Origin of the sequence: Bacteroides salyersiae (genome assembly GCF_031172035.1) — a bacterium.
Classification (GTDB): domain Bacteria; phylum Bacteroidota; class Bacteroidia; order Bacteroidales; family Bacteroidaceae; genus Bacteroides; species Bacteroides salyersiae.
In genome coordinates, this window is the sequence record NZ_CP133452.1 from 1,614,467 (window position 1) to 1,640,798 (window position 26,332).

Here is a 26,332-nt window from a genome sequence, read left to right on the forward strand (position 1 = left end):
GGTTTGAGTACAGCCTCCTTCTTGTTTATTCTTTATAATGTTTGTAGAATGTGTAGATATTTCCTGTTGCTTTTCGTCTTTTATCTGTTGTCCGGTTTTAATGTACTGGCCGGGAATATTACACATTATCAGATATATACCACGGCCGATGGACTGTCTCACCGCGTTGTCCGGGATATTTTGCAAGATAGGAAAGGATATTTGTGGATGGCTACTTGGAATGGGTTATGCCAATATGACGGTTGTGAGTTTTCTACTTATAATAAACTGGATGACGGGCAACTGATCGGAAGGCTCGGTTCGATAGCCGAAACGGAGAATGGAGGGATTCTTTGCCGGACACCACAAAATAAATGTTATCTGTTTGATCCGGTAACAAAAAGATTCTCCGTGCCGGCTTCTCAGGCTTTCCCTAAAAAACAGATAAAGAATCCATATGTTTTAAAAGCGGTACAAAATGGTATAACGATCTCCGATAGCAGGAACACATTTTTCTTATCCGTACCTACCAAGAAAGATTTAAGCACTACTTTGCATGCTTCCTGTACCGATCGTAATGGTAATTTGTGGGTCAATTGCAACGATGTCCTTTATAAGATAAGTTTTCCAAATGAGCAGTACCAGTACTATACACATATACAGGATACGGATTCTCCTATCTATGCGACGGAGATTCGTGCTTTCTTGCATATGGAAAAGGAATTCTGGCTGGCTGGTAAGAATGGACGGATCTACATGTATGACCTGCACCGGAATTTTATCGGATATTTATCTCCCCGGGGAGATATACAAAGGGAACCTGTCTCTTTTGGGGCAAACATTTATTCGATGGAATTACGGCACGGAAATGTCTGGATGGCGAGTAAAGGGGGCGGACTGTTTATGCTTACTCCAAAGGAAGAAGGCCGGTATGAGATTCGCCGTTGGACTGATTTTGAGGGAGATTCCAGTATTTATTCGTTTGCTTTTGATGACCGGCAAAATCTTTGGATAGGAACGTACCATAATGGATTGTATAAGATAGCCTGGCAACCTAACTACGATTCTCTTCCACAGAGGGTGGATACGGTTGCCGGAATAAGGCATATCACTATGATTGATGGTCATATAGCGGTGGCTTCCAAGAAAGGATTGTTGATGTACGATAAGGACGGACGATTGGAACAACGGTTGTGCCACTACGATTGTTCTTATATATATGCCGCACAGGATGGTACGGTCTATGTTTCAACGATGGGCTTCGGATTGCATAAACTCGTTATCCGAAATGGCAAATGGGAATTGGAATCTTTCAAAATACCCTCCGTCTCATCGGAGATCGTTCTGTCTGTTGCAGAAGATACGGACGGGGTTCTTTACTTTATTAAGGATGATTCTTTTTTCAAATATTCGGCAGGTCAGCAGGTCCAGATTTTTGGGAGTAATTATTTTGGCAGGAATATGACCTTTTCAGAAGCGGCGGCTTTTATCCGGGAACGTACTCTTTGGGTGGGGACAGTGGATGGCTATCTTACCATGCATTTGAATGACTTGTCGAAAAATAATCCCTCCTTTTGTTGGAAAGAAATTCTTGTAGATACATTACATCTACACACGGATATAACGGAAATAGAGGCATCTGAAGGGCAGGAGATCCGCATTTCCCCCATTGTGTTGGATTATGGCTATATGGGGAAAATACAGTATAAATATCGGTTGAATCCGGATTCCGTTTGGATACCTTTGGCGGAAAGAGAGCCGATTGTTCTGAACGGGCTTAAAAATGGGGAATATTTATTAGAGGTACAATATACCGATAGCAAAGGAATTTGGAGTGCAGAGATTACTACTTTGTCTATTGATATCGACCCGCCGTTTAAGAGGAAAATGTTGTATGCCGGATTCGCCGTCGTATTACTTGTATCGCTCTGTTTGGTCATTTATTACAGGAAAAGGCGGCAGCAGATAAATTTTGATATATCGTCCGGAACAGTGGACGGGCAAACAGTCGGTTTGAAAGAAGAGGAAGATGAGCGATTTCTTCGCAAAGCAGAAGATTTTGTACGGCAAAATATAGCCAATGATAATCTTACAGTCGATTTCTTAGGAGAGTATTTGGGACTCAGCCGTTCTTTGTTGTATCGGCGGATGAAAGAAAGTGTGAATAAGACTCCTGCACAATTTATAAAGGATATTCGGATAAGGGAAGCGGAACGCTTGTTGAAGTCGCAAAAGTATACGATTGCGGAGATAGCGGACATGACTGGTTTTTGTGACCCGAAATACTTTAGCCGGGTTTTCAAGAAAGAAACCGGCAAGGTGCCTACTACTTATTTGAAAGAACAGGAATAATTGGGCAATGCGCCAATATGCCAATATACCAATTGGCTGGCTGTCATCATTGATGATGGTTATTTTAAAGGTTGAACTTGATTTTGGGAAAACTTTTATTTCACATGGTTTTTATATCAGGTTGAGGCTGTTAAGCTTTTCCATTGGGAGGTGGACTATTTCTTCCGAAAGGAGGATTATTTCATTGCTAATTTTTGTTCGGTTTTGAAGGGGTATGTGATACTTTTGTAGATAACTTGTTTATTGTTAGTTTGTTATCTTTTTGGAGCCTGATGTTGGTTGGTAAAAAGGATTTGTATTTGAGGGTGTTTGAAAAGGGGACTTTTGAGGTGTGATTACTGCTGTTTTTGATCAATAAATCGAATTTATAAATATTGGTTTTTATGGGTGGATATATGATTTTACCCTTTTTTAGAAACGTTTTTACCCGGTTGGGGAGGTTTTCGTTGGATAACTTTGCCTCATGGTTAACTATTAAAATGTATTTTATCCATGAGAAAACATGTACTGATGAAAAGTTTACTGCTGTTAGTAGTAGGTCTGTGTACCGGAAATATGTCGGCACAAGATCTTAAGTTATGGTATGATCGTCCTGCCGATTATTGGGTGGAAGCTTTGCCCTTGGGAAACGGGCGGTTAGGAGCAATGGTTTATGGTATCGCTTCACAGGATACTATTCAGATTAACGAGGATACCTATTGGTCGGGTAGTCCTTATAACAATGCGAATCCGAATGCACTTACGCATTTGGAAGATATCCGGAATTATATTAATAATGGTGAGTATGCAGAGGCTCAAAAGTTAGCATTGGCTAATATTATTGCAGACCGGAATATCACCGGTCACGGGATGATTTATGAGTCAATCGGTAATCTGTTGCTCGATTTTCCCGAAAACCACCAAACACCGTCTAATTATTATCGTGAATTGGATCTCTCCAATGCGGTTGCCAAAATAACCTATACGGTAGATGGGGTGAACTATACCCGTGAGGTTTTTACTTCATTGGCAGATCAGTTGATTATTATTAAAATTTCGGCTGACCAACCGGGTAAGGTGACTTTTAAAACCTTTTTTGTCGGCCCATTGAAAACAAATCGTACCAAGGTGACTGTTAAGCTGGTGGAAGGAGCCGATAATATGCTGTCTGTTTACACTGAAGGTGGGAAAAAGACGGAAGAAAATATTCCTAATCTGTTGCATGCCCATTCATTGATAAAGGTCGTTGCTGATGGAGGTAGTCAGACGGCGGCAAACAGTAGCTTGAATGTTACGGATGCTAATAGTGCTTGTATTTATATCTCGACAGCTACCAATTTTGTTAGTTATAAAGATATCAGTGCCGATAGTGAAGCACGTGCCAAAGAGTATCTTGACAAATTTGACAAAGATTACGAGCAGGCCAAAGCGGATCATATTGCGAAATATCAAGAGCAGTTCGGACGTGTTACTCTGAATCTGGGCAATAACAGTGAACAGGAAAAGAAACCTACCGATGTACGGATTGAAGAGTTTTCTACAGTAAATGATCCTTCATTGGCCGCCTTGTATTTTCAGTTTGGGCGTTATCTGCTTATTTCCAGTTCACAGCCGGGAACACAACCGGCTAATTTGCAGGGAATCTGGAATCCGAATGCCGGGCAGTATCCGGCGTGGGATAGTAAATATACGGCCAATATAAATGTTGAAATGAATTATTGGCCAGCCGAAGTCACGAATCTGAGTGAATGTCATAATCCTTTTTTGCAGATGGTGAAAGATGTCAGTGTGACCGGAGAAGAGTCGGCCGGTAAAATGTATGGTTGTCGCGGATGGACGCTTCATCACAATACGGATATCTGGCGTTCTACCGGGGCGGTGGACAAATCGGCATGCGGTGTGTGGCCTACCTGCAACGCTTGGTTCTGTTTTCATTTGTGGGAACATTATTTGTTTACCGGAGACAAAGAGTTTTTGGCAGAGATCTATCCGGTTCTGAAGAGCGCCAGCGAATTTTATCAGGATTTTCTGATTACAGATCCGAATACCGGTTACAAAGTTGTGTCACCCTCCAATTCTCCGGAGAATCATCCGGGATTGTTTTCGTATACCGATGATAGTGGTAGCAAACAGAATGCGGCTATTTTTAGTGGGGTGACCATGGATAATCAGATGGTATACGATCTGCTTCGCAACACCATTGAGGCTGCTGAAATATTGAACACGGATAAAGGATTTGTTGCCGATTTGAAAGAGTTGAAAGAACAGTTGCCGCCGATGCATGTAGGTAAATACGGACAGTTGCAGGAGTGGCTTGAAGATTGGGACAGAGAGAGTTCCGGACATCGTCATGTCTCTCATTTGTGGGGTATGTTTCCCGGTACTCAGATTTCTCCCTATACTAATTCTGCCCTGTTCCAGGCTGTAAAGAAGTCATTGGTAGGACGTGGGGATGAGAGCCGTGGGTGGTCTATGGGTTGGAAAGTTTGTTTGTGGGCCCGGTTACAGGATGGCAATCATGCCTATCAACTGATTCAGAATCAGTTGAAACTGAAGGATCCGAATGTTACTATTTCGGATGCGAATGGAGGAACTTATGCCAATATGTTCGATGCACATCCGCCTTTCCAGATAGATGGTAATTTTGGGTGCTGTGCCGGTATTGCAGAGATGTTGGTACAGAGCCATGACGGGGCTGTGCATTTATTGCCGGCGTTACCGGATGTATGGTCGGAAGGCAAAGTTACCGGTTTGAAAGCCAGAGGAGGATTTGAGATTGTGGATATGCAGTGGAAGTGGGGTAAAATTGTATCTGTAACGGTTAAATCCGGCATAGGAGGCAATTTGCGTTTGCGCACTGCTACTCCTCTGAGACCGGGAGATAGTTTCACGATGAAGGTAGCAGAGGGTGATAACAGCAATTCACTGAACAGTGTTTATGAAATACCCGAACCGGTAATTAAAGATATTACCAAGATTCCCACACTGGATTTGGTAGAAACCACTGTGTATGATATTGAAACGGAAGCCGGGAAGACCTACACATTTGTTCCTGTAAGTAATATTTATGAATGGACAGGTGCCGAATCAAATTCTTGGAATCAGCCTAATAACTGGAATCCTGCCGGGACACCGAAAGAACAGGATCAGGGAATTGTGGCTCATGGCACGATAGATTTTGACGGGGGAGATTTTGCCGGTAATATCACTCTTGAAGAGGGAACGACAGCATTGGTTTCTGCTGCTTCGAATCTGAAGGGAAAATTGTCTTTCAACGGTGCAGTAATAAAAAACAGATCGGAAGGGGCAACTTTAACTACCGGAGGCATCTCATTGATGTCGGATGTGACTGCGGAAGTGGCCGGTAATCTCGTTCTTATAGGAAATATGGATGGCGAAGGCACTTTAAGCAAAACAGAAACCGGAAAACTGTTTATACAGGGAGTGAATGATACCTGGACCGGAAATCTGGATATAAAAGCAGGTGAGGTAACTGTCCATGGTAAGAATGCAGCCGGAACCGGTAATATCGATGTTGCTGCGGAAGCCGGACTTCGATTGGCAGGCGGTGATTGCCTGTATCACAAAACCAAACTGAATATTGCCGAAAGCGGTAAATTAATTCTGGATACGGATGCTTCTTTGAGTGAAGTATATACCGGTGGTAAATTATTGGCAGAGGGAACGTATACTGCTACTAAATTGCCGGCCTATCTGGAGGGAGAGGGTACTTTGACGGTTGTCCATCCTGATTATGCTTTTCAGTGGACTCCGCAGGCAAATAAAAATTGGGAGGTTGCCGCCAATTATACTCCGGCTATTTTACCGGTTGAAGGAGATACTATTCTTGTTGATTCCGAAATAGAAGCATCAACAGATAATTTTCCGGTAGTGATGTATCTTAATGCTAATAACATTCGTTTGAGAAAAACAGTCAGTAAGATTAAAGAACTCTATATGGCAGGCGGTACGAGTATGAGTTATGCCAGTGGCAGCAGTGATTTCGGTTGGAACAGTCCTGTTCATATCAATGGGGAAGTATCGTTTAAACTAAGTGGCGGTGGTACGGTAAATACGCTTACACTACAGGGAAATGTAGATGGAAAGTCGACGGTTACTGTGGCAAATGATGCAAAAACGGTGAATAGTGCCATTCTTGTGCTGAAAGGTGATAACAGTGGTTTTACCGGTGTTTGGAGTATTACCAATAGTCCACGTACCGAGGGATCGGTAATTGGGGTACAAGGAGATGCCGCATATGCTTTGGGCAATGGTGAAATACAAATTGGTAAGGGTAATCGGGTGGTCTTTAACCATGTGGGAGCTGCCGGTGACTGTGCTGTTTTAAAATTGAATGAAGGAGGAAAGGCGGTTATGAATACAAACGGCAGTGTAGCCGAACTGTATCTGAACGGTGTAAAACAAGTGCCCGGAACGTATAGTGTCGGCACTCACCCCGGTTATTTCGAAGGAGATGGGACTCTGACCGTACTGAATGCTACCGGTATTGGAGATGTGACTACGGAAAATTTTGTTTATTATCGGAAAGGCCACCTCTTTCTGTCGGATAGTTGTGAAAGTGTAGCTGTTTTTGATCTGGAAGGAAAGCAGTTGTTCCAGGCGAATCATCAGAAAAATTGTCGTGTAGTACTTCCGAATGGCGTTTATCTGGTTAAGGCGGATAATCGGGTTGCGAAAATAATGGTAGCCGAGTAAGATGAATGGAAGCGTCCTGTGAGGGGCGCTTTTTTTATGATATATTTGTCAATACTGTTGGTTGTTGTCTGATGGAACTGTTATTGTACTTCGTAATCTATTTGTAATGTGTAATACATTTGTAACCTGTTTGTCATAAGGGTGTATGGGGGCATCGTTACTTTTGCACCAAAATATTAAGTTATAAACCTGATGAAAATATTGGTTACGATTGGGGCAGGATTACTGCTGACGACAACAGCTTTGGCACAAGTAAACGAAGAAGTGGTAGATGGGAAAAAACTGGATAAGGAGAAGATGGAATTGCACGACTATTTACCGGCAATCCATGGAACGATCCGTGCAAAATACGAATATCAGACGGCAACTGACGAAAGTCGTTTTCAAGTACGGAATGCCCGTTTCAGCTTGACAGGCAATGTGCTTCCGATCGTGGCTTATAAAGCGGAAATAGATCTGTCCGATCAGGGAAAAATCCGTATGCTGGATGCTTATACTCGTATTTTCCCAATAAAGCATGTCAACTTTACAATCGGACAGATGAGGGTTCCTTTTACGATTGATGCGCACCGTTCGCCGCATGTACGCTTTTTCGCTAACCGTTCGTTTATTGGAAAACAGGTTGGTGATGTACGTGATGTCGGGGCCACTCTGGCTTATACACGCAAAGATGCATCTTTGCCGTTTATCCTTGAAGGCGGGTTGTTCAATGGCTCCGGACTGACAGAACAGAAGGAATGGCATAAAACATTGAATTATTCTTTGAAAGGGCAACTTTGGTTTGCGAAGGGATGGAATCTTACGCTGAGTACCCAAATGATGAAACCTGCCGAGGTACGCGTCAATATGTACGATGCCGGAATTTATTATGAAACTGATAAATTCCATATAGAAGCGGAATATTTGTATAAGACGTATGGACATGACGCTTTTAAGAATATGCATTCTGTCAATAGTTTCGCTATTTATGATATTCCGCTTCGCCGCTTTTTTCATAAGATGTCTTTTCTGGCACGTTATGATATGATGACGGATCATAGTGATGGAATAACAACGTCTGAAACGGAACCGAATAAGTTGGCCATAACCGATTATGCACGCCATCGTGTGACAGGCGGTTTGACTTTCAGCTTCTCCAAATCTTTTATAGCCGATATACGCTTGAACTACGAAAAGTATTTTTATAAAAGTGGAGGAATACCCGATCCGTCCGAACAGGATAAGTTAGTGATTGAATTTATGACACGGTTTTGAGTTGTATGATTTATGAATGATGATTTAGGAGCGATGATGCTGGAAAATAAATTAATTTCATTGTTCATTATTCATTATTCATTCCTACTTTTGCAGCATGGCACAGGAAATTGAACGTAAATTTCTCGTTTCGGGAGATTATAAATCGCAGGCTTTTGCGCAAAGTCGTATTATACAGGGATACATAAGCAGTGCCCGGGGAAGGACGGTACGGGTACGAATCCGTGATGGTAAAGGGTATCTTACTATTAAGGGGGCTTCTAATGCTTCCGGAACCAGCCGTTACGAGTGGGAGAGAGAGTTGCCGTTGAACGAGGCCGAAGAATTGATGAAACTTTGTGAGCCGGGAGTGATTGATAAAACCCGTTATTTGGTCCGTAGCGGGGCGCATGTTTTTGAAGTGGATGAATTTTATGGTGAGAATGAGGGGCTTGTAGTGGCGGAAGTTGAATTGAGTACAGAGGATGAAGCTTTTGTGAAGCCTGCTTTTATCGGTCAAGAGGTGACGGGGGATGTCCGTTACTATAATTCACAGCTAATGAAAAAGCCGTATACAATCTGGTAACTCTAAAAATAATCTGTATATTTGTTCGCATTCAAAAGAACAGTGTATGGAACAATTATATAATTATCTGCCGCGCGAGTTGGTTACCTTTATTTTGGTGACTTTATTTTCTCTTCTTATCGGTTTGTCGCAGCGTAGAATCAGTCTGAAACGAGAAGGAGAAACCACGCTTTTCGGTACAGACCGTACTTTTACTTTTATCGGTATATTGGGATATCTGCTTTATATTCTTGATAAAGCAGATATGCGTCTCTTTATGGGGGGCGGTTTGATTTTGGGGATATTGCTCGGGCTGAACTATTACGTCAAGCAGTCTCAATTTCATGTTTTCGGGATTACTACTATTATAATAGCCCTGATTACTTATTGTATTGCTCCCATTGTAGACACGCAGCCATCGTGGTTTTACGTGATGGTAATTGTGACTGTATTGTTACTGACAGAATTGAAGCATACCTTTACTGAGTTTGCCCAGCGTATGAAGAATGACGAGATGATCACTCTTGCCAAGTTTTTGGCTATCAGTGGAATCATTTTGCCGATGTTGCCCGACAAGAACATCATTCCGGATATCAATCTGACTCCCTATTCCATATGGTTGGCTACGGTGGTGGTTTCCGGTATCTCGTATCTGTCTTATCTATTAAAGCGTTATGTGTTCCGTGAGTCGGGAGTATTGGTTTCCGGTATCATCGGCGGATTGTATAGCAGTACGGCCACCATCTCTGTATTGGCACGTAAAAGCCGTAATGCGCATTCCGAACAGGCTACGGAGTATGTGGCTGCCATGTTGTTGGCTGTAAGTATGATGTTCTTGCGATTTATGATACTTATTTTTATTTTTAGTCGTGAGATATTTGTCAGTATCTATCCTTATTTGCTTATTATGGCTTTGGTAGCTGCTGCTGTTGCCTGGTTTATTCATTCCCGGCGGAAGAAAACGGATGGTACCGAAAGTCTGGATGAAGAAGAGGACAGCAGCAATCCGTTGGAGTTCAAAGTTGCTTTGATCTTTGCGGGGTTATTTGTCGTTTTTACGGTGCTTACTCACTATACTTTGATTTATGCCGGTACGGGAGGGTTGAATCTTTTATCGTTTGTTTCCGGTTTTAGTGATATTACTCCTTTTATCTTGAACTTGCTGCAAAATACGGGCAGTGTGGCTGTGTTGGTTGTTACGGCTTGTAGTATGCAGGCTATTGTGAGCAATATTCTGGTGAACATGTGTTATGCCTTGTTTTTTTCCGGGAAAGAGAGTAAGCTGCGTCCGTGGATTTTAGGAGGATTCGGGTGTGTAGTGGCAATAAATGCTGTGTTGTTATTGATTTTCTATCTATTGTAATCCGTTGATATTTATGGGAATAAAAAAGTCCGGGCGATGTACACCCGGACTTTTTTATTTTCGGAAATTTATTTCTTTATTGAGCATTTCTATCAGAATTGAATATCGTTCATGCTATTTACCAGTAGTTGGTATTTGATAAATCCTCCTGATTTTGATGAATACTTTGTGTAAATGGCTGTAATATCCCCTGTCTTTCCATTTTCCGGCAACGGTTGAAGTGCGAAGTTTGCATAACCGCTTACACGTACAATGTAATTACCTGTCGAGGTAGGATTGCCTTCGTTGTACGAGAACCAGGACGAACCATAGTAGCGCTGATTATTATAACTATACGCATAAGTCGGTGTCAACCCTTCTTCTTCATAATACTTATTGGTATAAACGGCCGTAGTTGAACCACCCGGATAAGTCGTTTCTAAATATTGGGGGTATTTGTCGTCATCGAATGTTCCTGCTCTGTATTCCAGACCTTCGAAACGAACGAGACGGCCTAAGGCATCATCGTTGAGTTCTGTCTTATAATTGGTTTTATTTACAACCAATGTATCACTTTGGCTTAACTCTCCCAAAGCACCGGTAAAAATATGGGCATTAACCAGTAGTTGGGTTTCAAGATTACGATTGGCATATCCTTTGGCAATATCCGCTTCTGTCGGCATTCCACCCACACTTAACATATAGCGGTAACAGCCAATTGCCAGTCCTTTGGTCTTTACGAATATTTCCTGTCCGGGATGATAAAATACATAGTTGCTAACCATTAGCTTCAGTTCGATAGCCGATTCTGAGTCTTCATCATAAATATATACCGATTTATAAACGTTGCCTGCCTGGTCGCTTGAGATTACTTTACCATGGATAACGTAATCTTCTGTGATCTCAAGAGTCTTGCCTAAACTTGCGGCACCGTTGCCGTATACATCGTAGAATAGTTGCTTGAAGTCTTTGATCGAGATCAAAGTTTCATTGGCAAAATCCTCTTCAGTCCATACTTTCGCCGGAGCTGGATCGTCAAAGTCGTTATAGCAGCTCGTAAAGCCTAATACGATCGCTGCCATCATGCATATTTTCAATATTTTGTTCATAGCTTTCATTTTTTATTCGTTACGTTACTTAGAACCGGAAATAAATATTCATATAATAGGTCGTACCGAACATATAGAAATATTTCGAATCGAACGGCTGGTACGTCTGATAATTTTCATCTTTGTTCTTGAGTAGACGTACTTGCTCATATCCACCTGTCTTGATATCCTGATTATTGAGCAGGTTCTTTACTTCAAGGCTGAATCCAAGTGTATAGATCCGGTTGATGTACCAGTTCTTACCGATGCTGGCATTGAGGACACAAGCCGGATCGAACTTCTCCTGATGGCGTAATTCGCGGATGTCTTCTTCTGTCATATTACGTGATAAAACAGCGTCCGTACGGTAGAGCGGGCTCATGGACAAATACATATTGTTGTAGTAATTCAAGTCTACGGAAGCATAGAGGTTTTTACGGCTGCGATAAGATAAACCGATGTTCATAGCTGTCTGCGGAGTGCTTTCTACACGGAAGTTTTTCCAGTAGACCTTACCTTGATTTTTGATTTCGCCACTGTTATCCTGTATCTGTACATAGTCGGGATTGGAATCATAAGTAAACTGCCCCCAACTGATAGCTCCGTTCAAAGACAATCCTTGATAAAGAGGTATAGAAGCAGCTACTTCCAGACCGAAGTGACGCTTGTCGATACCGCTCATTGCAAAGTTAGAGAAAGTGGACTCCACGTCATCATAGTACGACAGTACTTTTGTCTGATCCATGAACTTCGTATAATAACCGGATACACGTGCCTTGATATCTCCTATACGCAGGTTGTAGGATGCGTCTACACCGAATACTTTTTCAGCGGAGATACCCGGAGTAACGGAGTTACGCGTACGTGGAGATACGAATGCCGCCTGGAATGCCGGCGCATCCTGCATATAGATAATACTGGCATCGATAGAGTGGGCTGCCGAGAATTTATAATTGAAATTAGCTTTCAGTTTATACGTCAGGTAATTCAACTTTTGGGAGTCGCCTTGTGAATTATCGAGGAATAACCCCTTTTTCCATAAACCATGGCGCCACAAGGTAGAGTGTCCCACCTCACCACCAAGGTTGATACCAATACCTTTGAAACTTGTTTCATACATAGCCCAAGCGCGAGCGGTGAGGTTATTGCCATAATAGTCATAACTGTATTTGTCTCCTTCTTTGGCTGCACGGGCATGACCGTATTGCTGGTAATAATCCATATCATTCTGGTAAGGAACCGGATTAAGACCACCCATGTCACGTTCTGCAAACTTGTCTACATCCACCCAGTAATCACCGCCTAATAAGTCTTTTACTTCGCTGTAATATTCAGTACGGTTGCGACGAAGGTTCATCCCGCCGTTGATTTTGGAATTGTTGCGTAGTTGGTGTGAGAATTGTGTATAGAAATTCCAGTCCAACTGATCGGTATGGCGTTCTTCGATCATGTTGATGGCACGGCGTCCGGAGCCATACAGCGAGTTCTCCGGCTGATTACGGTTGATGTCATACAACTGATCCCAATTGATGTGGCGTATGTTGTCTGTATTGGTGCGCCATGCTTCGTCGAGCCATGCACCGATTTCTGTGCCATTGTAGAAACTCGGCAGATAGCGATAGTAATCGGGACGTGGGTCCGGACCACCATACCATGTCAGTGCAGAATAACCATTCTTTCCGAAACGTAAGGAACTGGCAATATTCAATTGAGAACGATCGGTGATATCGAACGTATAATTAAGCATTGCGATGGGCTCGTGATAATTACGTACACGTGCATTACGGCGTTTGCCGTCCTGCCATCCCCAGTTGGGGTTATAGTAATTGTTGCCTACCAGGTCATACGCTTCTTGGGTAGAGGCCTGTTGTGCTCCGCGCTCCGTAGGAGTACCCAAAACAGTTAGTCCTAAACGATGTTGGGTGTTAAACTGTTTTTCGACAGCTGCAAAGTAGCCGAAAGCGTTATAGAAAACGCCGTCTACGTAAGAATTTCCTCCTTGACGGGTTGAAACGGAAAAGGCATATGACCAGCCGTTGTCCTGTTGCCCGGATGAATAAGTTAGCATGCCACGGAAACGATACATAGAATTACCGTTTACTACACTGGCACGTAATCCTTTACGCATTTGTGAAGGGCGGGTGTTGATATTGGTCGTACCGGCAATGCCACCGATACCCATATCACCCATATTTAATCCGGAGGTGATTTCTTGATTACGGGTAGCGTCATTCAAGCCGCTCCACAATGACCAGGGAGTATATCCCGTCATAGCATCGTTAAGCTGGATACCGTTCATATAGACATCCGAATATTGTGAATCGTAACCACGGACATTGAAGCGCATCTCACTGAATTTATAAGATGCGATGTTATTGAAAACATCTTTTGATGCGGACAGTGATGAAGGTAATGACTGGGCATCATCCAAAGTCTCAGTATCGAACTCTGCAAATACGGCATCGTCCAACATCATTGTGTTTTCGGGTACCATGATTACGAGATTGATATCTCTCATCATTTGGTCTACACGGACGGCAATGGTCAGCGATTCGAATTCGGTTGCTTCAAAAGTAAGTGAGTATTCGCCTTTCGCCAATTTATCAATCTCAAAATTACCGGTTGCATCGGTTGTTGTCGTAATATCGCCGGGTGTTAAGGTGACCTTTACACCATCGATAGCCGCACGCGTTGTACGGGAAACGACTTTACCTTTAACACCGCCACCCTGTGCAAAAGCCGTCAGCGAAGCCAAAGATAACACCATAATCAGAAATGTTTTTATTCTCATAAATATTGAAGATTTTTATTTACCTATATAGATATATACGGGGAAGTGATCACTGAAACCTCCCTGAAAATTATTGCCCACATATGTACGCAACGGATATCCCTTGTATTGTCCCTCTTTTTGCACCATGTATCGTTGCTTAAAGATATTGCCATAGAATTTGGAGCCGGGTGCTTTCTGAAGCTGGAGCTTACCGGTCGAACCTTTAGCCAGATTCTCACTCATGACAATGTTGTCGAAAATATTCCATGCATCACCATAAGCCAGTGAACCGAATCCGGCTTTCAGCATGTCTGCATATGGATTGTACATATCTCCCTTCTTGAGATCTTTCAGTTTGAATTTCGCACCCAATCCTTGAGCGATGCTCTTGTCTGTCGGATCATCGTTAAAGTCTCCCATTGCAATGATTTTGGTGGCCGGATTTGCCCGTAACACGGAGTCGGCAATACTGCGCATTTGTTCTCCTACCGCGATGCGTTTAAACTCCGAAGCTTCTTTGCCTCCCAAACGTGAGGGCCAGTGTGCTACCATGAAGAAGAAAGGCTCATCTTCGATCGTTCCCCACATGGTAAGGATATCACGCGTTTTGAAATGGGGTAGCGAAGGAATGACTGTTTTTACAGGATACTGTCCTTCTATTTTGAACACATCCGGTCGGTAAAGGAATGCCACATCCACACCACGTGCTTCCGGTGAATCAAAATGGGCGATTCGGTAATTAGCGGGTGCCAGTTTGGGCGTTGCTACGATGTCTTCCAGCACGCCTCTGGTCTCTACTTCGGAAACACCGATTACAATCGGATAATTCTTATCGATGGCTGCAATATCAAAAAGTACCCGCTCTGTGTTGTTGAGCTTTTTGTTATATTTGGCTGTATTCCATTTCTTGGGGCCATCAGGAGTGAACTCGTCATCCAGAACTTCGGGATCATTGATTGTATCAAAGAAGTTCTCGAGATTATAGAAAACCACCTTATAAGGCTTCTGTGCGAAACTGAATGAAATCAGTAACACAAAGAAAATAGAAGGAATCAATAGCTTTTTCATATGCCAGAGTTATTAGTTAATTCCCCACTGCGTAGGGTTATTTTGTTGTTTTACAGAAGCGGATACTTGTGGGAAAAACGTGAAACCGGTTTTGGCCTCGATATCGGCAACTTTAGTGCAAATAGACCGGGGAATATCCTGTCCGTAGGATTTATGTTCCACCCAGAATCCGATAGAAATCAGCTCGTCTGCCGAACAATCTTTGATTGCTTTGCCTGTCGAACCACTTTTGGTACGCAATAATACCTTATAGTAGTTTGACGGGAGTGATACAATGTTGCCGGCTCCGTCGTACGTCGTCGCATTTGAATCGAAATACACACCGGTTACTACATATAAAGTATCGGAACATTTATTGTTGCGAACTTTGTTTTCAAGATTGGCCCACATATCCTGATTGAGTCGGTTCAATTGTGGAGTCATATTCGACATATAGAATGTTTGAGCATTCAATTCATTAGTCGCCAGACGGTCTGCGGAAGGTAATTGATGCCCCCGGTCATAGCTACCTCTATACGACTTGTCTATGCAGTTTGCCTGATAGGCTATGGGGATGATGGGGTCAAACGCCCATGCGTCTGTCCGCTTGCCCGATCCTGTCAGATAGGCATTATGTATCGGATAGGCAACCCATAATGCGGCCTTCTTCGTCTTGTCGAAGCAAATGGAGTAGTTACGGACTGTTTTATTGTTACTTAATGGCCCGTAATGTGTAACGTATTGATAATTTGCATTCTCTTTACGTTCCGGCAGTTCTACCCATGCTCCGAAAGCCGGTAAGTTCTGTTGCGATTCGGCCATTTGAACAAGGCTGAAGGTTTGGGGTTCTTCTCCTGCAAACCGAAGAGATAGTTTAGCCTGGCGTTGCTCTCTCCCTGTGTTGGATTTATAATATACATACAGTACATTTAATCCGTCATTTATTGTGCCATGTTTGGAAGAGTTGGCATAATCTTTACTGCTGAACGAGAACCATCCGCTTCCTTCGGTGATTTCTGCATCCCATTCAGTTCCTGTTGTACCTGTTATGATAATTGCTGATGATCCTTCGGATGAGCTTACCGTTGAAGAAACTTTCCAGTAGGCATCATTCGGGCTTTGTGCTACTTCCGGATCATCACTGCTACAAGAACCTACGCACAGTATCAACACTGTAAGCAAAGCGGTATGTATCGCAGTTGTATAATATTTATGAATTGATGTCATTTATAAATTGTTTTAAAGCCTCTCCCCAGCCTCCTCCGTGGGAGAGGGAAGCAGATACTCTTGTTTATTAATTAGTTATAAAACTAACTTAGCTCCCTCTCTCGCGGGGAGGGCTGGGGAGAAGCATCAATTACTCGTAAGTGAGTTCCCATTTTGTAAACTGGGCGTTATGAGAGCTACTAATATAGATTCTATATTTAGTATTGATGGCTGTTCCTGTTAAATTGTAAGTATAATCCATGTTACCATCTGCCTGATCCCATTTGATCGCTTTTCCACCAGGAATTTCCGTGTTAGAACCGTCTACGATAGCTACCATGACGTTGGTAGATGCTCCGCTACGTGTGGTAGCGGTAACTTTGGTTAACTTTTTGTCTGCGATAGCCGGTAATTCGATGTAGGCTCCTTGTTTTCCGTTTATTATATAAGGAACATTACTGTTCATTGCTTGATAATAACCATTCCCGGTTGAACCTGCAAAAACATAATCGTAACCACCGAATGAGAATGTTTGGGCTTCTACTTTTATTTCCGTTTTTAATTTAGGGAATGTACTTGGATAATTGGCTGCGTTTGTTAAATCTACAGAAATTACTGTTTGGTTTCCACTACCTTGTCCAGAAACGCTTACGGGCACAGTAACTGTATTACCGTTAGTAAGTGAAATGGACAACGTTTGATTTTCAGGATCTGTACTGTTGTTTGCTTCTGCTACAACTGTGATTTTATTACCATCTACTGTAGAAGATAATATACCGCTTAATCCAGTGGCAGAGATAGTATTACTTCCTTGATTAGCTATCTCAACATCTAAAACTTGGGTACCGCCTGTGGCTGGGAAACTCACAGGAGAAGGAGTCACTTTGATAATTGTAGGATCTGTAGAGTTAAAACCGATAACATCTTGCAGGTTACGCGGTACGAGTTGACTATTGTTTTTATAGACTGCCGCCAAACCAGTGATGTCGCTTTCTGTTTTTACAAATGGCTGATTGGCAAATGCCGGTGAGTCTTCTTTACAAAATACAGCGAATGTAATGCCACCCGCAGTGAAAGCATGAGTATCTTGACTTCCCCAAATACCGGCATTTTCAGGTGTTGCATTCTTTATCGTTACTGTCATTCCTTGATATTCTGTAAGTTTATCTGCGGTAATGATAATTGGAGTGATAGCTGCTGTTCCTATTTTTTCAACTTTTGCCCAATTGTCAGTTTGAGAACCGGTTACTTCGTACATACCATTGTAGTTTACTGTTTTAGCAAGGCCTTTATAAAGAGTGACTTTTACTTTATCTCCCTGCGTAAGTTGTAATGTAGCTGGATCTACTTGACTTCCGAAGAGAGTAATACCATTGCCTGCCGCAGTTGCTCCTTCCGTTGCGAGAACAAGGTTGTTATTCGTATAGTTTCCACCTTCCGTATTGCTTTGTACAACAGCTTCGAATGTACGGTCAGTGGTAGCATCTACTGGAGTCTGCGTAGTAGTCATCATTCCTATAAGTTCAGGAATGGTAATTGGTTTTGTTTCTCCCGGTTCCGGTGGAGTAACATTCCCTAAATCGATTTCCTGACCTCCATTACCTGTGGACAAAGTGATGTCGTCAAGACGGATAGCGGATGCTGCTAATGCAGTGAATTTAATGTATAATTTGGCTGAAGTTTGTTTAAGTGTGAAGTTTGCCGTTGCAAAAATCCAGTAAGGTGTTTCGGCATCGCCATTATTTTTAGTGTAAGTTACGGGAACCCATGTATTGCCATCCCCGCTCAGTGATACTGTGAACTTACTCGGATCGAAGGTGTTGTCATAATCGGTAGCTCCTTCTGCTTTGTATGAATAGCTTGCACCAAACGTCAGTTTTAGATTGGTTTGTTCAGTTGTCAGTGCAATGTCACCGATAACAAAATCTGCGGGTAGTGTACCGAAAAAGACAACATTGGGACCGGAAGCTCCGTCATAGGCACTCGGATTATTGTTGGGCAATCCACTGGATCTAATGGTCGCTTTCTGACCGGAATATGTTACATTGGCGGCTCCGATACCGGTTTTAGCCCATCCTTCATATGCATCAACATAGGGATAAGGGTTTGTTACGGTAGTACTACCCACTGTTTCGTGATAAATTACTTCTGCCGGCACGATATTACCGCTTGTAATTTTCACCGTTTCTGTCATCAACGGCCCTACTTTATTTGAAATTTGAATATCGATGTTGGCCTCATCGTTGATTCCTTCCGGGATGCTAACTTGAATGGTGGCACTGCCATCGCCTTCAGTTGCGGAGAGAGTAACCCAAGATTTGTCATCTTTCACTGTTGCCGTCCAATGACGGTTGGTTAAGATCTCAAAAGATGCTTGGCTTCCTTCAGCAGGAACACCATCTGTGGTAAAGATCAGACTTGTAGGAGAAACTTCCAGAAAAGGAGCTTCTGTGTCATCATTGTCATCGACACAACTTACAAAAGTTGCTGTGGCAATCAGGAGTATTGTCCCAAAAAACAACTTCAGAAAATTTAGATTCTTCATTGATGTTAAAAAATAAAAGTTAATATTCGTGGCATATAATATATATTTTTTGCCACAATTGAGTAGGCAAAGATATATTATTGAGCTGAATAAACAAAGGTTAGTAATCCTATTTTATATTACATTTTGGTTAATTTTTTGCTGTAAAACATGTAAAAGACTGAGGCAAAGTGACTATTTGATAATGTCTCTCCTGTGATTACTCTATATTGTGTATAACAAATGAAAAAACAAAAGGTTTTTATTTCTTGAAGATGTTCATTACTGCTTGACTTTTTCTGTTTTTTTAGTCATATGGTTGTATTCTTTTATTTTTATTGAAAATAAAGTTTTTGATATAGAAAATAGAAGAGAGTGTCTGATTGCAGAATAGGATTCTTGCGCCTTTTTTTGTCTTTATTTATTGTTGCTTTCTAAGTGAGGAATATTGCTGTAGTAGTCCTTTTGGTTATGAAAATGTGATACAAATAATGAGATGGATAATTGCTTGGTTATTAGCTCTTTATGTTGGTGCCGTTTTCCTCTATGAGAAAGAGGGTGAAACTCGTAGAGAAACGACTCGTTCCTCTACGACCAACGGGATGTCTCTCTACGACCAATAGATCGAGTATTTCGTTTAATGAGACAAATGTTATTGAAGAAAACTATTGTCCTCTCTTGTATTTGTTTGATTAAATTGTTTTTTTTATTCTTATTTCCCTTAGTTTGAAGTTTGCATATTATACGTAGAAAATGGACTTTACGTCATATTTTGGTAAGGGTGCTACTTTGATAATTATTTTAACTTGTTTTTTAAGGACTCTTTTTTTATTCCTTTTTGTCTTTCTTAACTCCGAAAATTTCGTATCGGAGGATAAAGGCTCTACTTTTGTCAAAACCTTGTAACAAAACATATGATTTTTCGTCTTATAGACTATAAACTTCAACAAAGACAATATGAAAGGCAAACTACTACTATTGATGTTGCTTATTGCATCTTGTGCAAGTTATGCACAAAACACGACTACCTCTTCTTATATAGTAAAAGGTATCCTCGTCGATTCACTGACTCTGGAGGGGGAACCCTATGCTACTATTGAAATAGTGGAGAAAAAAGCTCCGGATAAAGCGGTGAAAATGGCTGTAACCGATATGCAGGGAAATTTTAAAGAGAAAATGAATGCTCAGCCGGGGATGTATGTTATTACAATTACTTCGATTGGGAAAAGTACCGTCACTAAAGATTTTGAAGTGAAATCGGGTGAGAAAGAAGTAGATCTGGGAACTTTGTATACTTCGGAGGCTACCAATGAGTTGGGAAGCGTTGAGATTGTGGCTCAAAAACCGTTGGTTAAAGCGGATATTGATAAAATAGAATATAATGTGCAGGATGATCCGGATTCAAAAACCAATACTGTACTGGAAATGCTTCGTAAGGTTCCTTTAGTGACGGTAGACGGGGAAGACAATATTAAGGTAAACGGTAGCAGCAGTTTTAAGATTCATGTGAACGGTAAGCCGGATAATATGATGAGCGATAATCCGGTAGACGTTCTTAAAAGTATGCCGGCTAATACGATTAAACACATTGAAGTGATAACTAACCCCGGTGCAAAATACGATGCTGAGGGAGTTGGTGGAATTCTTAATATTGTGACAGTAGGTGGTAGCGGTTTTAAAGGTTATACGGCTACTTTTACCGGAAATGGCAGCAATACCGGTGGTGGAGGAAGCTTGTACACTACTATTAAGAAAGATAAACTGACGTTGTCGGCACGTTATAATTATAATGCAAATAATTCTCCTCGAAGTTATTCCAGTTCCACACAGCGTCAGACGCAAACTATATCCGAGGGAAAGCAGGAAGAAACAGTGATTCAGTCCGAAAGTTCCAGTAAGGGAAAGAACCGTTTTCAGAGTGGTAATTTGGAAGCCAGTTATGAAATAGATACTTTACGGTTGATAACAATGGGTTTTGGTATGTATGGTGGAAATAATGATGGGACGGGTTACGGTGAGACGGTGATGAAGAATGCCGATCCTGCTTTTTCGGGAGTACCCTACTATTCTTATGAAAGTGATAATGAGAATGATGGTTCATGGTATTCCGTTCGCGGCAATATCGATTATCAGCGTACTTCCCGTAAACTTAAAGATCGTATGTTTACCCTTTCTTATAAGATAAATGCAAGGCCGAGTACCTCTAACTCACGGTATGGTTATACGCTTAATCATGTAGAGCCGGGCTGGGAAGACTACGTGAATAAGACACTTGCCGGTCAACGTTCTGATGGGAAACAGAATAGTTCGGAGCATACTTTTCAGGCTGATTATACTACCCCTATTGCAAAAATTCATACGCTTGAAACGGGGTTGAAATATATTATTCGTAATAATCATAGCGATAACAACCGTTATGATAAAGATGAAAATTATGATGAGGACAGAAGTAGCCATTATAAACATTTGAATGATATTTTGGCGGCATATGTCAGTTATGGTATTAAGGTGAAGAAGTTTTCGGGTCGTGCCGGTGTGCGTTATGAAAGAACAATGCAGGATGTGAAATATACAGAGAAGCCGGAGCAGAGTTTTGATGCGGATTTCAACGATTGGGTGCCTTCTGCCAGTTTGGGATTTAAAATTACGGACATGTCGAATATTCGTTTGGGATATAATATGCGTATCTGGCGTCCCAGTATCTGGTTTTTGAATCCTTACTTGAATGATTCGAATCCGGCTCATGTCACTCAGGGAAATGCTTCATTGGAAAGTGAGAAAAGTCATGCTTTTAATCTGAGTTACAGTAACTTTACGCAGAAATTTAATATAAATATGTCTTTGAACTACTCGTTTAATAATAATGGTATAGAGCGGGTGACCAGTTTGATGAATGATAAAGATATTCCCGGCTTAACCAGCCACACAGGTAAGGAGGTGCTTTATTCCACTTATCAGAATATAGGTAAAAGCAGCTATTTGGGTTTGAGTGGCTATGTCAATTGGAATGCTTCTCCGAAAACTCGTGTATATCTTAATCTTTGGGGAGATTATTCACGCTTAAAGAGTCCGTCTCAGAATTTGGAAAATAGTGGCTGGAGTGTATTTGCTTATGGTGGTGTACAGCAAACTTTGCCATTGGATATCCGTCTTAGCGTGAATTTGATGGGTAGCACTCCGTATATCTCTCTACAAGGTAAGGGTAGCAGTTACTATGACTACAGTGTGAGTGTCAACCGTTCTTTTCTCAAAGAAAAACGATTGACAGTGAGTGCTTTTGCCGGTAATTTCTTCAAAAAATACATGAAAAATAAGAATACGCTGACTGGTGATGACTTTTGGCAGGAAAGCACTTCGCGTTATTCGCGCCAACGTTTTGGGGTTAGTGTGAGTTACCGGATCGGTGAGTTAAAAGCCAGTGTGAAGAAAGCTGCCCGTTCTATTGAGAATGATGATGTGAAAGGCGGCGAAGGTGGTGGAGGCCAGGGTGGCTCGAATTAAAGAATGCGAACTGTGCCCTAAAAGTAAGACAAGACATAAAACTTTTAGGGCGCAGCTCAAATTAGGAACGTGGGCGATTTTTTTATTTATATGAGTCTTGATGCACTTGCTGTTCTCTTCTGTCCGCTCGTTATTTCTTTAAATACAAAATGAAAATCAGAGTTCTCGGATTATTTAGCCTTGAGTGGTAGGTGAAGTGCGAATTTGTTCTTCTTTCTGCACATTTGTTTTTTTTGCCATTTCAAATTTTATTTTCAACTCCGTCTTTTCCTCTATTAGCTTTTCTATTTTCAAATCTTTCTCCCGCAGGTATTGTATTAATTCCGTTAATGACGGGCTGTTCTCTGTTTTTGCAGTTGTTTCCTGTTTAATCATCTCTCCTTTTCCGGTAATTAGCCATTCTGCATTTATCCAAGTAAATGTTTGAAGTATTTTAGCAAGGATGTCAAATCCCGGTTTATTTCTCCTTTGTACAACAATTCCTCTAATTGTTTGGTCTACAACCCCTATTTTCTTGGCAAATGAGGATACGTTAAGGCCGGCATAGTCTATTATTTCTTGTAATCTATCAATTATATCCATAGTTTATTAAAAAAATAATCAATTAATTGTTTTGAAGTTTCAAATAAATGTTTGATATTTGTGCCGTAATACGGCTATAATACGGCTAAGTTACTAAAAAAACAGCATTGATAGTGCATGTTGCGCGACTTTTAAATGATTGATAAGTAAGAGTTTGAAGACGGAATTGTACACAAATAGATAGCATATGGAACTTAGTGTTTAATAATATATTATTAATGTAATTTTTTTATTTATGAGAAAAAAGTTTGTTAAAGTGATGCTCTTCGGAGCGTTAGCGCTTACAGTTAGTGCGTCCTTTGTAGGCTGTACGGACTATGATGATGATATTAAAAATCTGCAAGAACAGATTGATAATATCAATAAGAAAGAACCGGGAGTTACTACGGCAGAAATGTCAACAGCGGTATCTTCGGCTATTAGTGCCTTGAAAACAGAACTGGAAGCTGTTATTGCCGGTAAGGCTGATAATGCGGCTGTTGTGGCATTACAGGATAAGGTTAGGGAACTGGAAGCTGCCCTTAATAACAAAGCGGACGCTTCGGCTATCCAGGAACTGATAGCGCAGATTGGAGAATTGTCTGAGGAGGTGAACTCGGTAAAAGGCTCTTTGGAGGATTCTAAAACAAAACTTGAGGCTGAAATAAAGGCGCTGGAAGACGAGTTGGCTAATGTAGCTGATGCTGCTGAAATGGAAGAATTGGCTAAAAAACTTACCGAGGCACAGAATCAGCTGAAAGAGTTGGAGGAAAAAATAAGCGACAATGCCGGGGAAATTGTGAAACTGACAACCCAAATAGGACAGTTAGCTGAGATCCAGGCTTCCATCGAAGCGTTACAGACATCTAATCAGGCTTTCCAGACTGCAATAGATGAACTAAAAGCAGCACAAGGCAACAACATAACAGAAGCAGATTTGTCGAAAGCGTTGCAAGCTTATCTGACTAAAGATGAAATCGCTAAGTTGTTGGATAACAAGATGCTTGATTATCTGACAAAAGAGGATTATGCAAAGAAAGAACAAGCTATTTATGATTATGTAAATAATACATTGACGGCTAACATAATGGCAAAAGTGAATGCTGCTTATGTGAGTTTGGATAAATATAATAAAGATCTGAAAGAGATCAATGAGAAGTTCTCCAGATATGTTGACTCGGAGAGTTCGGAATACAAAAAACTTGTGTCGGATGTTACGGCTTTGAACAACTATAAAACTGAGACATTGCAAGCTCTTGTTGACTTGGTGAATGGTACTTCCGATAAAGAAGGGTTGAGTAAACAAGTGGCAGATTTGGTTGCTGCAATGGGAGAAATCACAGATTTGTCACAGACTTTGAGTGGATATGTCAAATCTACCGAATTGACAAACTATGTTAAAGAGGCGGATCTGAATGATAAGATAGAGGCATATTTGAGTGAATCGATGGAATCGGCTGAATCTACGATGCAAACTTTGGAAAAAAGACTGGAGGCCCTTGAAATAGGTGTGAAAGCAATGATACAAAGCATTGTATACGCACCTCAGACTGTTGGCGGCGTAGTTGCATTTAACTCGTTGGAGGTAGAGGATACGGGAGTGACCCCGAACAAGAATGTAGTTGTTGCAGAGGATAAATCATTGAATATATCTTTCCGTGTATCTCCAGTATCTGCTGCAAAAGTATTCTTCGATAAATATGATTATAGTTTTGAGGGACATGAAGTAGCGTCTCGTGCTGCCGGAAAAATTGAGTATTTGAATGTTGAGAGCAGTAGTGTCGATGAGGCAACCGGAATGGTTAACTTTGTGGTCTCAACGGGAATTTCTGCAGGTAAGAGTTATGCCATCTGTATGCATGTGACTCCTAAAGCGAAAGTCGGTGAAGTTGATAATGATGATAATTTGACGGATATTACATCTAATTACTTTGTTGTAAGTAAGTCTCTTACTAAGATTGAAACAATTGTATTAGAAAGTCCTGCTAAAGCAGAAAATACATTATATTATAATAATGAAAATTCGGCTATTAATTATGCGGAAGGTATAAAATATGTTATCAATGGCGGTCATGTAAATTTGGAAAATTATGATATGAGTAAATTCTCCATTGAATATAGCGTCACTAATGAAAATTATTTCTCTATTGGTAAAGCAGAGGGTATATTAAAACCTGCTAACTATAATTTGGCCAGTTATGTAGATCAGACTGCTACGGCTACTGCCACAGTGAAAATAGAAGGTGTGAAACGTACTTTCCCGACTTCATTTGCTGCTGTTACAATTAAAGAAGAAACTTCTATAGCCGAGACAACTTGTGATTATGGCACTTTGGAGGTAGCATGGAAGAATGCTGAGCAAACTATTCCGGCTTCTAAATTTGATTTAACTAAGATCTATGACGAAGCCAATATAACAGCTACCGCTTTCAAACAGCTAACCGCATCTTATGACGAAACTGCTGATGTACATTTTGTAGTTGGAACAGATAATGTTTTGAGTGTCGCTATTGCTGCTAATACAGCAGGCGGTGAGCATCCGATTCAGGTGATATTTGAAGGAAATGGAAAGAAGATTACCGTAAAAGCGAATGTGAAGATTACTTACAATGAGGTTTCTTTGACTACTAAACCTGAACTGTGGGAGGGTGATAAAATGAATGGTACTGTCATTTTCACTCCTACACTGGATGACCAATTTAGGCCGAGCACCATTGCTCTTTCAATGGATTTGACAACTCTCTTTGGAAATTATACGGAGGTATATAATGATGTAACAGCAGCAGGCGGTACAGTAACTCTTAATGTTCAAGATTTGGCTGGATTCAACGGTGCTGTATCATTCGAAAATAATGTAGTAACTATTAATCCATCTAAATATAGTGGAAAGGACATTGTGATTACAAGTGATGTTAAGTTTGGTAATACTACTGTGGATGCTAGCAAAGCTACGATTAAAGTCGTTAATGTCAGTGGTACTTGGAAACCCGGAAAACTTGAAGTAACTTTAACAGATAAGGCTGCTAAGATAAATGTGTTAGAAGGATTTTCTTGGATTGATTTCAGAAATAAAGTAATGTGGGCAGACGGTGCGGATGTTGAAGGCGGTACTGATTTTGCAGACGGTGTAAAAGGTTTGGCGGTATACGGTTTAACTGCTCCGACTTGTACGCTTACTGCTGCCGATGGTACTGAATGCCCGTATTTGAAGTTCGAGAATGGTGAAGTATATTTCACTGAAGCTGGTAAGACTTTCGGATTTGTACAACCGTATGAGGCTAAAGTGACGATTAATGTTACTTCTCCATGGGGAGAAATAGCTGGAGCTACTCCGTCTAATACGGAAATCTTAATTACAATCCCTGCATTGGTACAATAAAATATAATTAATCGGATTTAGTTCCCCTTTGTCTAAAGTGGGAACTATCCGATTTTTTTCTACTGATTCAGATATAATGTAGAATAT

At 41.2% G+C, this 26,332-nt stretch carries 14 protein-coding genes; 8 read left to right on the forward strand and 6 right to left on the reverse strand.

The window, feature by feature from the left end:
• Positions 1–48 precede the first annotated feature (48 nt).
• The 5 genes from RB604_RS05940 to RB604_RS05960 all read left to right on the forward strand — a co-directional run bounded on the left by RB604_RS05940 (position 49) and on the right by RB604_RS05960 (position 10,187).
• Positions 49–2,331, forward strand: a complete 2,283-nt coding sequence (locus RB604_RS05940; protein ID WP_229103542.1) for a helix-turn-helix domain-containing protein — start codon at positions 49–51, stop codon at positions 2,329–2,331.
• Positions 2,332–2,823: 492 nt separating this feature from the next.
• Complete coding sequence (locus RB604_RS05945) at positions 2,824–7,026, forward strand: glycoside hydrolase family 95 protein (RefSeq protein WP_055293367.1); 4,203 nt, start codon at positions 2,824–2,826, stop codon at positions 7,024–7,026.
• Positions 7,027–7,218: 192 nt separating this feature from the next.
• The gene (locus RB604_RS05950; RefSeq protein ID WP_055293368.1) at positions 7,219–8,280 is read left to right on the forward strand and encodes a porin; all 1,062 of its coding nucleotides are present in this window, start codon (positions 7,219–7,221) and stop codon (positions 8,278–8,280) included.
• A gap of 97 nt (positions 8,281–8,377) precedes the next feature.
• Complete coding sequence (locus RB604_RS05955) at positions 8,378–8,845, forward strand: CYTH domain-containing protein (protein WP_005927041.1); 468 nt, start codon at positions 8,378–8,380, stop codon at positions 8,843–8,845.
• A gap of 46 nt (positions 8,846–8,891) precedes the next feature.
• Positions 8,892–10,187: an MgtC/SapB family protein gene (locus RB604_RS05960; RefSeq protein ID WP_005927038.1), complete on the forward strand. Its 1,296-nt coding sequence runs from the start codon at positions 8,892–8,894 to the stop codon at positions 10,185–10,187.
• 92 nt (positions 10,188–10,279) lie between these two features.
• Here the strand turns inward: RB604_RS05960 and RB604_RS05965 are convergent, their stop codons facing one another.
• The 5 genes from RB604_RS05965 to RB604_RS05985 form a co-directional block, all read right to left on the reverse strand.
• Positions 10,280–11,275 carry a DUF5689 domain-containing protein gene (locus RB604_RS05965; protein ID WP_005927035.1) on the reverse strand — a complete coding sequence of 332 codons (996 nt, stop codon included), beginning with the start codon at positions 11,273–11,275 and terminating at the stop codon, positions 10,280–10,282.
• A gap of 28 nt (positions 11,276–11,303) precedes the next feature.
• Positions 11,304–14,045 (reverse strand): carboxypeptidase-like regulatory domain-containing protein, encoded by a 2,742-nt coding sequence (locus tag RB604_RS05970; RefSeq protein ID WP_007479079.1) that lies wholly within the window; start codon positions 14,043–14,045, stop codon positions 11,304–11,306.
• Positions 14,046–14,060: 15 nt separating this feature from the next.
• Positions 14,061–15,095, reverse strand: a complete 1,035-nt coding sequence (locus tag RB604_RS05975; RefSeq protein ID WP_005927031.1) for an endonuclease/exonuclease/phosphatase family protein — start codon at positions 15,093–15,095, stop codon at positions 14,061–14,063.
• A 12-nt stretch (positions 15,096–15,107) separates the two neighbouring features.
• A complete protein-coding gene (locus RB604_RS05980; RefSeq protein WP_005927029.1) occupies positions 15,108–16,301 on the reverse strand; it encodes a DNA/RNA non-specific endonuclease in 1,194 nt (397 codons plus the stop codon).
• Positions 16,302–16,431: 130 nt separating this feature from the next.
• Positions 16,432–18,825 (reverse strand): DUF5689 domain-containing protein, encoded by a 2,394-nt coding sequence (locus tag RB604_RS05985; protein WP_005927027.1) that lies wholly within the window; start codon positions 18,823–18,825, stop codon positions 16,432–16,434.
• 470 nt (positions 18,826–19,295) lie between these two features.
• Here RB604_RS05985 and RB604_RS05990 point away from each other — a divergent pair, with 470 nt between their 5' ends.
• Complete coding sequence (locus RB604_RS05990; protein ID WP_259327275.1) at positions 19,296–19,427, forward strand: hypothetical protein; 132 nt, start codon at positions 19,296–19,298, stop codon at positions 19,425–19,427.
• A 334-nt stretch (positions 19,428–19,761) separates the two neighbouring features.
• Positions 19,762–22,305 carry an outer membrane beta-barrel family protein gene (locus RB604_RS05995; protein ID WP_055293370.1) on the forward strand — a complete coding sequence of 848 codons (2,544 nt, stop codon included), beginning with the start codon at positions 19,762–19,764 and terminating at the stop codon, positions 22,303–22,305.
• Positions 22,306–22,479: 174 nt separating this feature from the next.
• On the opposite strand, the gene RB604_RS06000 is transcribed toward RB604_RS05995, so the two are convergent.
• Positions 22,480–22,887: a hypothetical protein gene (locus tag RB604_RS06000; protein ID WP_005927023.1), complete on the reverse strand. Its 408-nt coding sequence runs from the start codon at positions 22,885–22,887 to the stop codon at positions 22,480–22,482.
• Between the two features lie 235 nt (positions 22,888–23,122).
• On the opposite strand from RB604_RS06000, the gene RB604_RS06005 reads away from it, so the two are divergent.
• Positions 23,123–26,245: an ATP-binding protein gene (locus RB604_RS06005; RefSeq protein WP_055293372.1), complete on the forward strand. Its 3,123-nt coding sequence runs from the start codon at positions 23,123–23,125 to the stop codon at positions 26,243–26,245.
• The last annotated feature ends 87 nt before the right edge of the window (positions 26,246–26,332 follow it).

Excerpts from the sequence above, each read along its gene's own strand:
- RB604_RS05940 (WP_229103542.1), top strand. The coding sequence starts at position 49 with ATGTGTAGATATTTCCTGTTGCTTTTCGTCTTTTATCTGTTGTCCGGT.
- RB604_RS05945 (WP_055293367.1), top strand. The coding sequence starts at position 2,824 with ATGAGAAAACATGTACTGATGAAAAGTTTACTGCTGTTAGTAGTAGGT.
- RB604_RS05950 (WP_055293368.1), top strand. The coding sequence starts at position 7,219 with ATGAAAATATTGGTTACGATTGGGGCAGGATTACTGCTGACGACAACA.
- RB604_RS05955 (WP_005927041.1), top strand. The coding sequence starts at position 8,378 with ATGGCACAGGAAATTGAACGTAAATTTCTCGTTTCGGGAGATTATAAA.
- RB604_RS05960 (WP_005927038.1), top strand. The coding sequence starts at position 8,892 with ATGGAACAATTATATAATTATCTGCCGCGCGAGTTGGTTACCTTTATT.
- RB604_RS05965 (WP_005927035.1), bottom strand. The coding sequence starts at position 11,275 with ATGAACAAAATATTGAAAATATGCATGATGGCAGCGATCGTATTAGGC.
- RB604_RS05970 (WP_007479079.1), bottom strand. The coding sequence starts at position 14,045 with ATGAGAATAAAAACATTTCTGATTATGGTGTTATCTTTGGCTTCGCTG.
- RB604_RS05975 (WP_005927031.1), bottom strand. The coding sequence starts at position 15,095 with ATGAAAAAGCTATTGATTCCTTCTATTTTCTTTGTGTTACTGATTTCA.
- RB604_RS05980 (WP_005927029.1), bottom strand. The coding sequence starts at position 16,301 with ATGACATCAATTCATAAATATTATACAACTGCGATACATACCGCTTTG.
- RB604_RS05985 (WP_005927027.1), bottom strand. The coding sequence starts at position 18,825 with ATGAAGAATCTAAATTTTCTGAAGTTGTTTTTTGGGACAATACTCCTG.
- RB604_RS05990 (WP_259327275.1), top strand. The coding sequence starts at position 19,296 with ATGAGATGGATAATTGCTTGGTTATTAGCTCTTTATGTTGGTGCCGTT.
- RB604_RS05995 (WP_055293370.1), top strand. The coding sequence starts at position 19,762 with ATGAAAGGCAAACTACTACTATTGATGTTGCTTATTGCATCTTGTGCA.
- RB604_RS06000 (WP_005927023.1), bottom strand. The coding sequence starts at position 22,887 with ATGGATATAATTGATAGATTACAAGAAATAATAGACTATGCCGGCCTT.
- RB604_RS06005 (WP_055293372.1), top strand. The coding sequence starts at position 23,123 with ATGAGAAAAAAGTTTGTTAAAGTGATGCTCTTCGGAGCGTTAGCGCTT.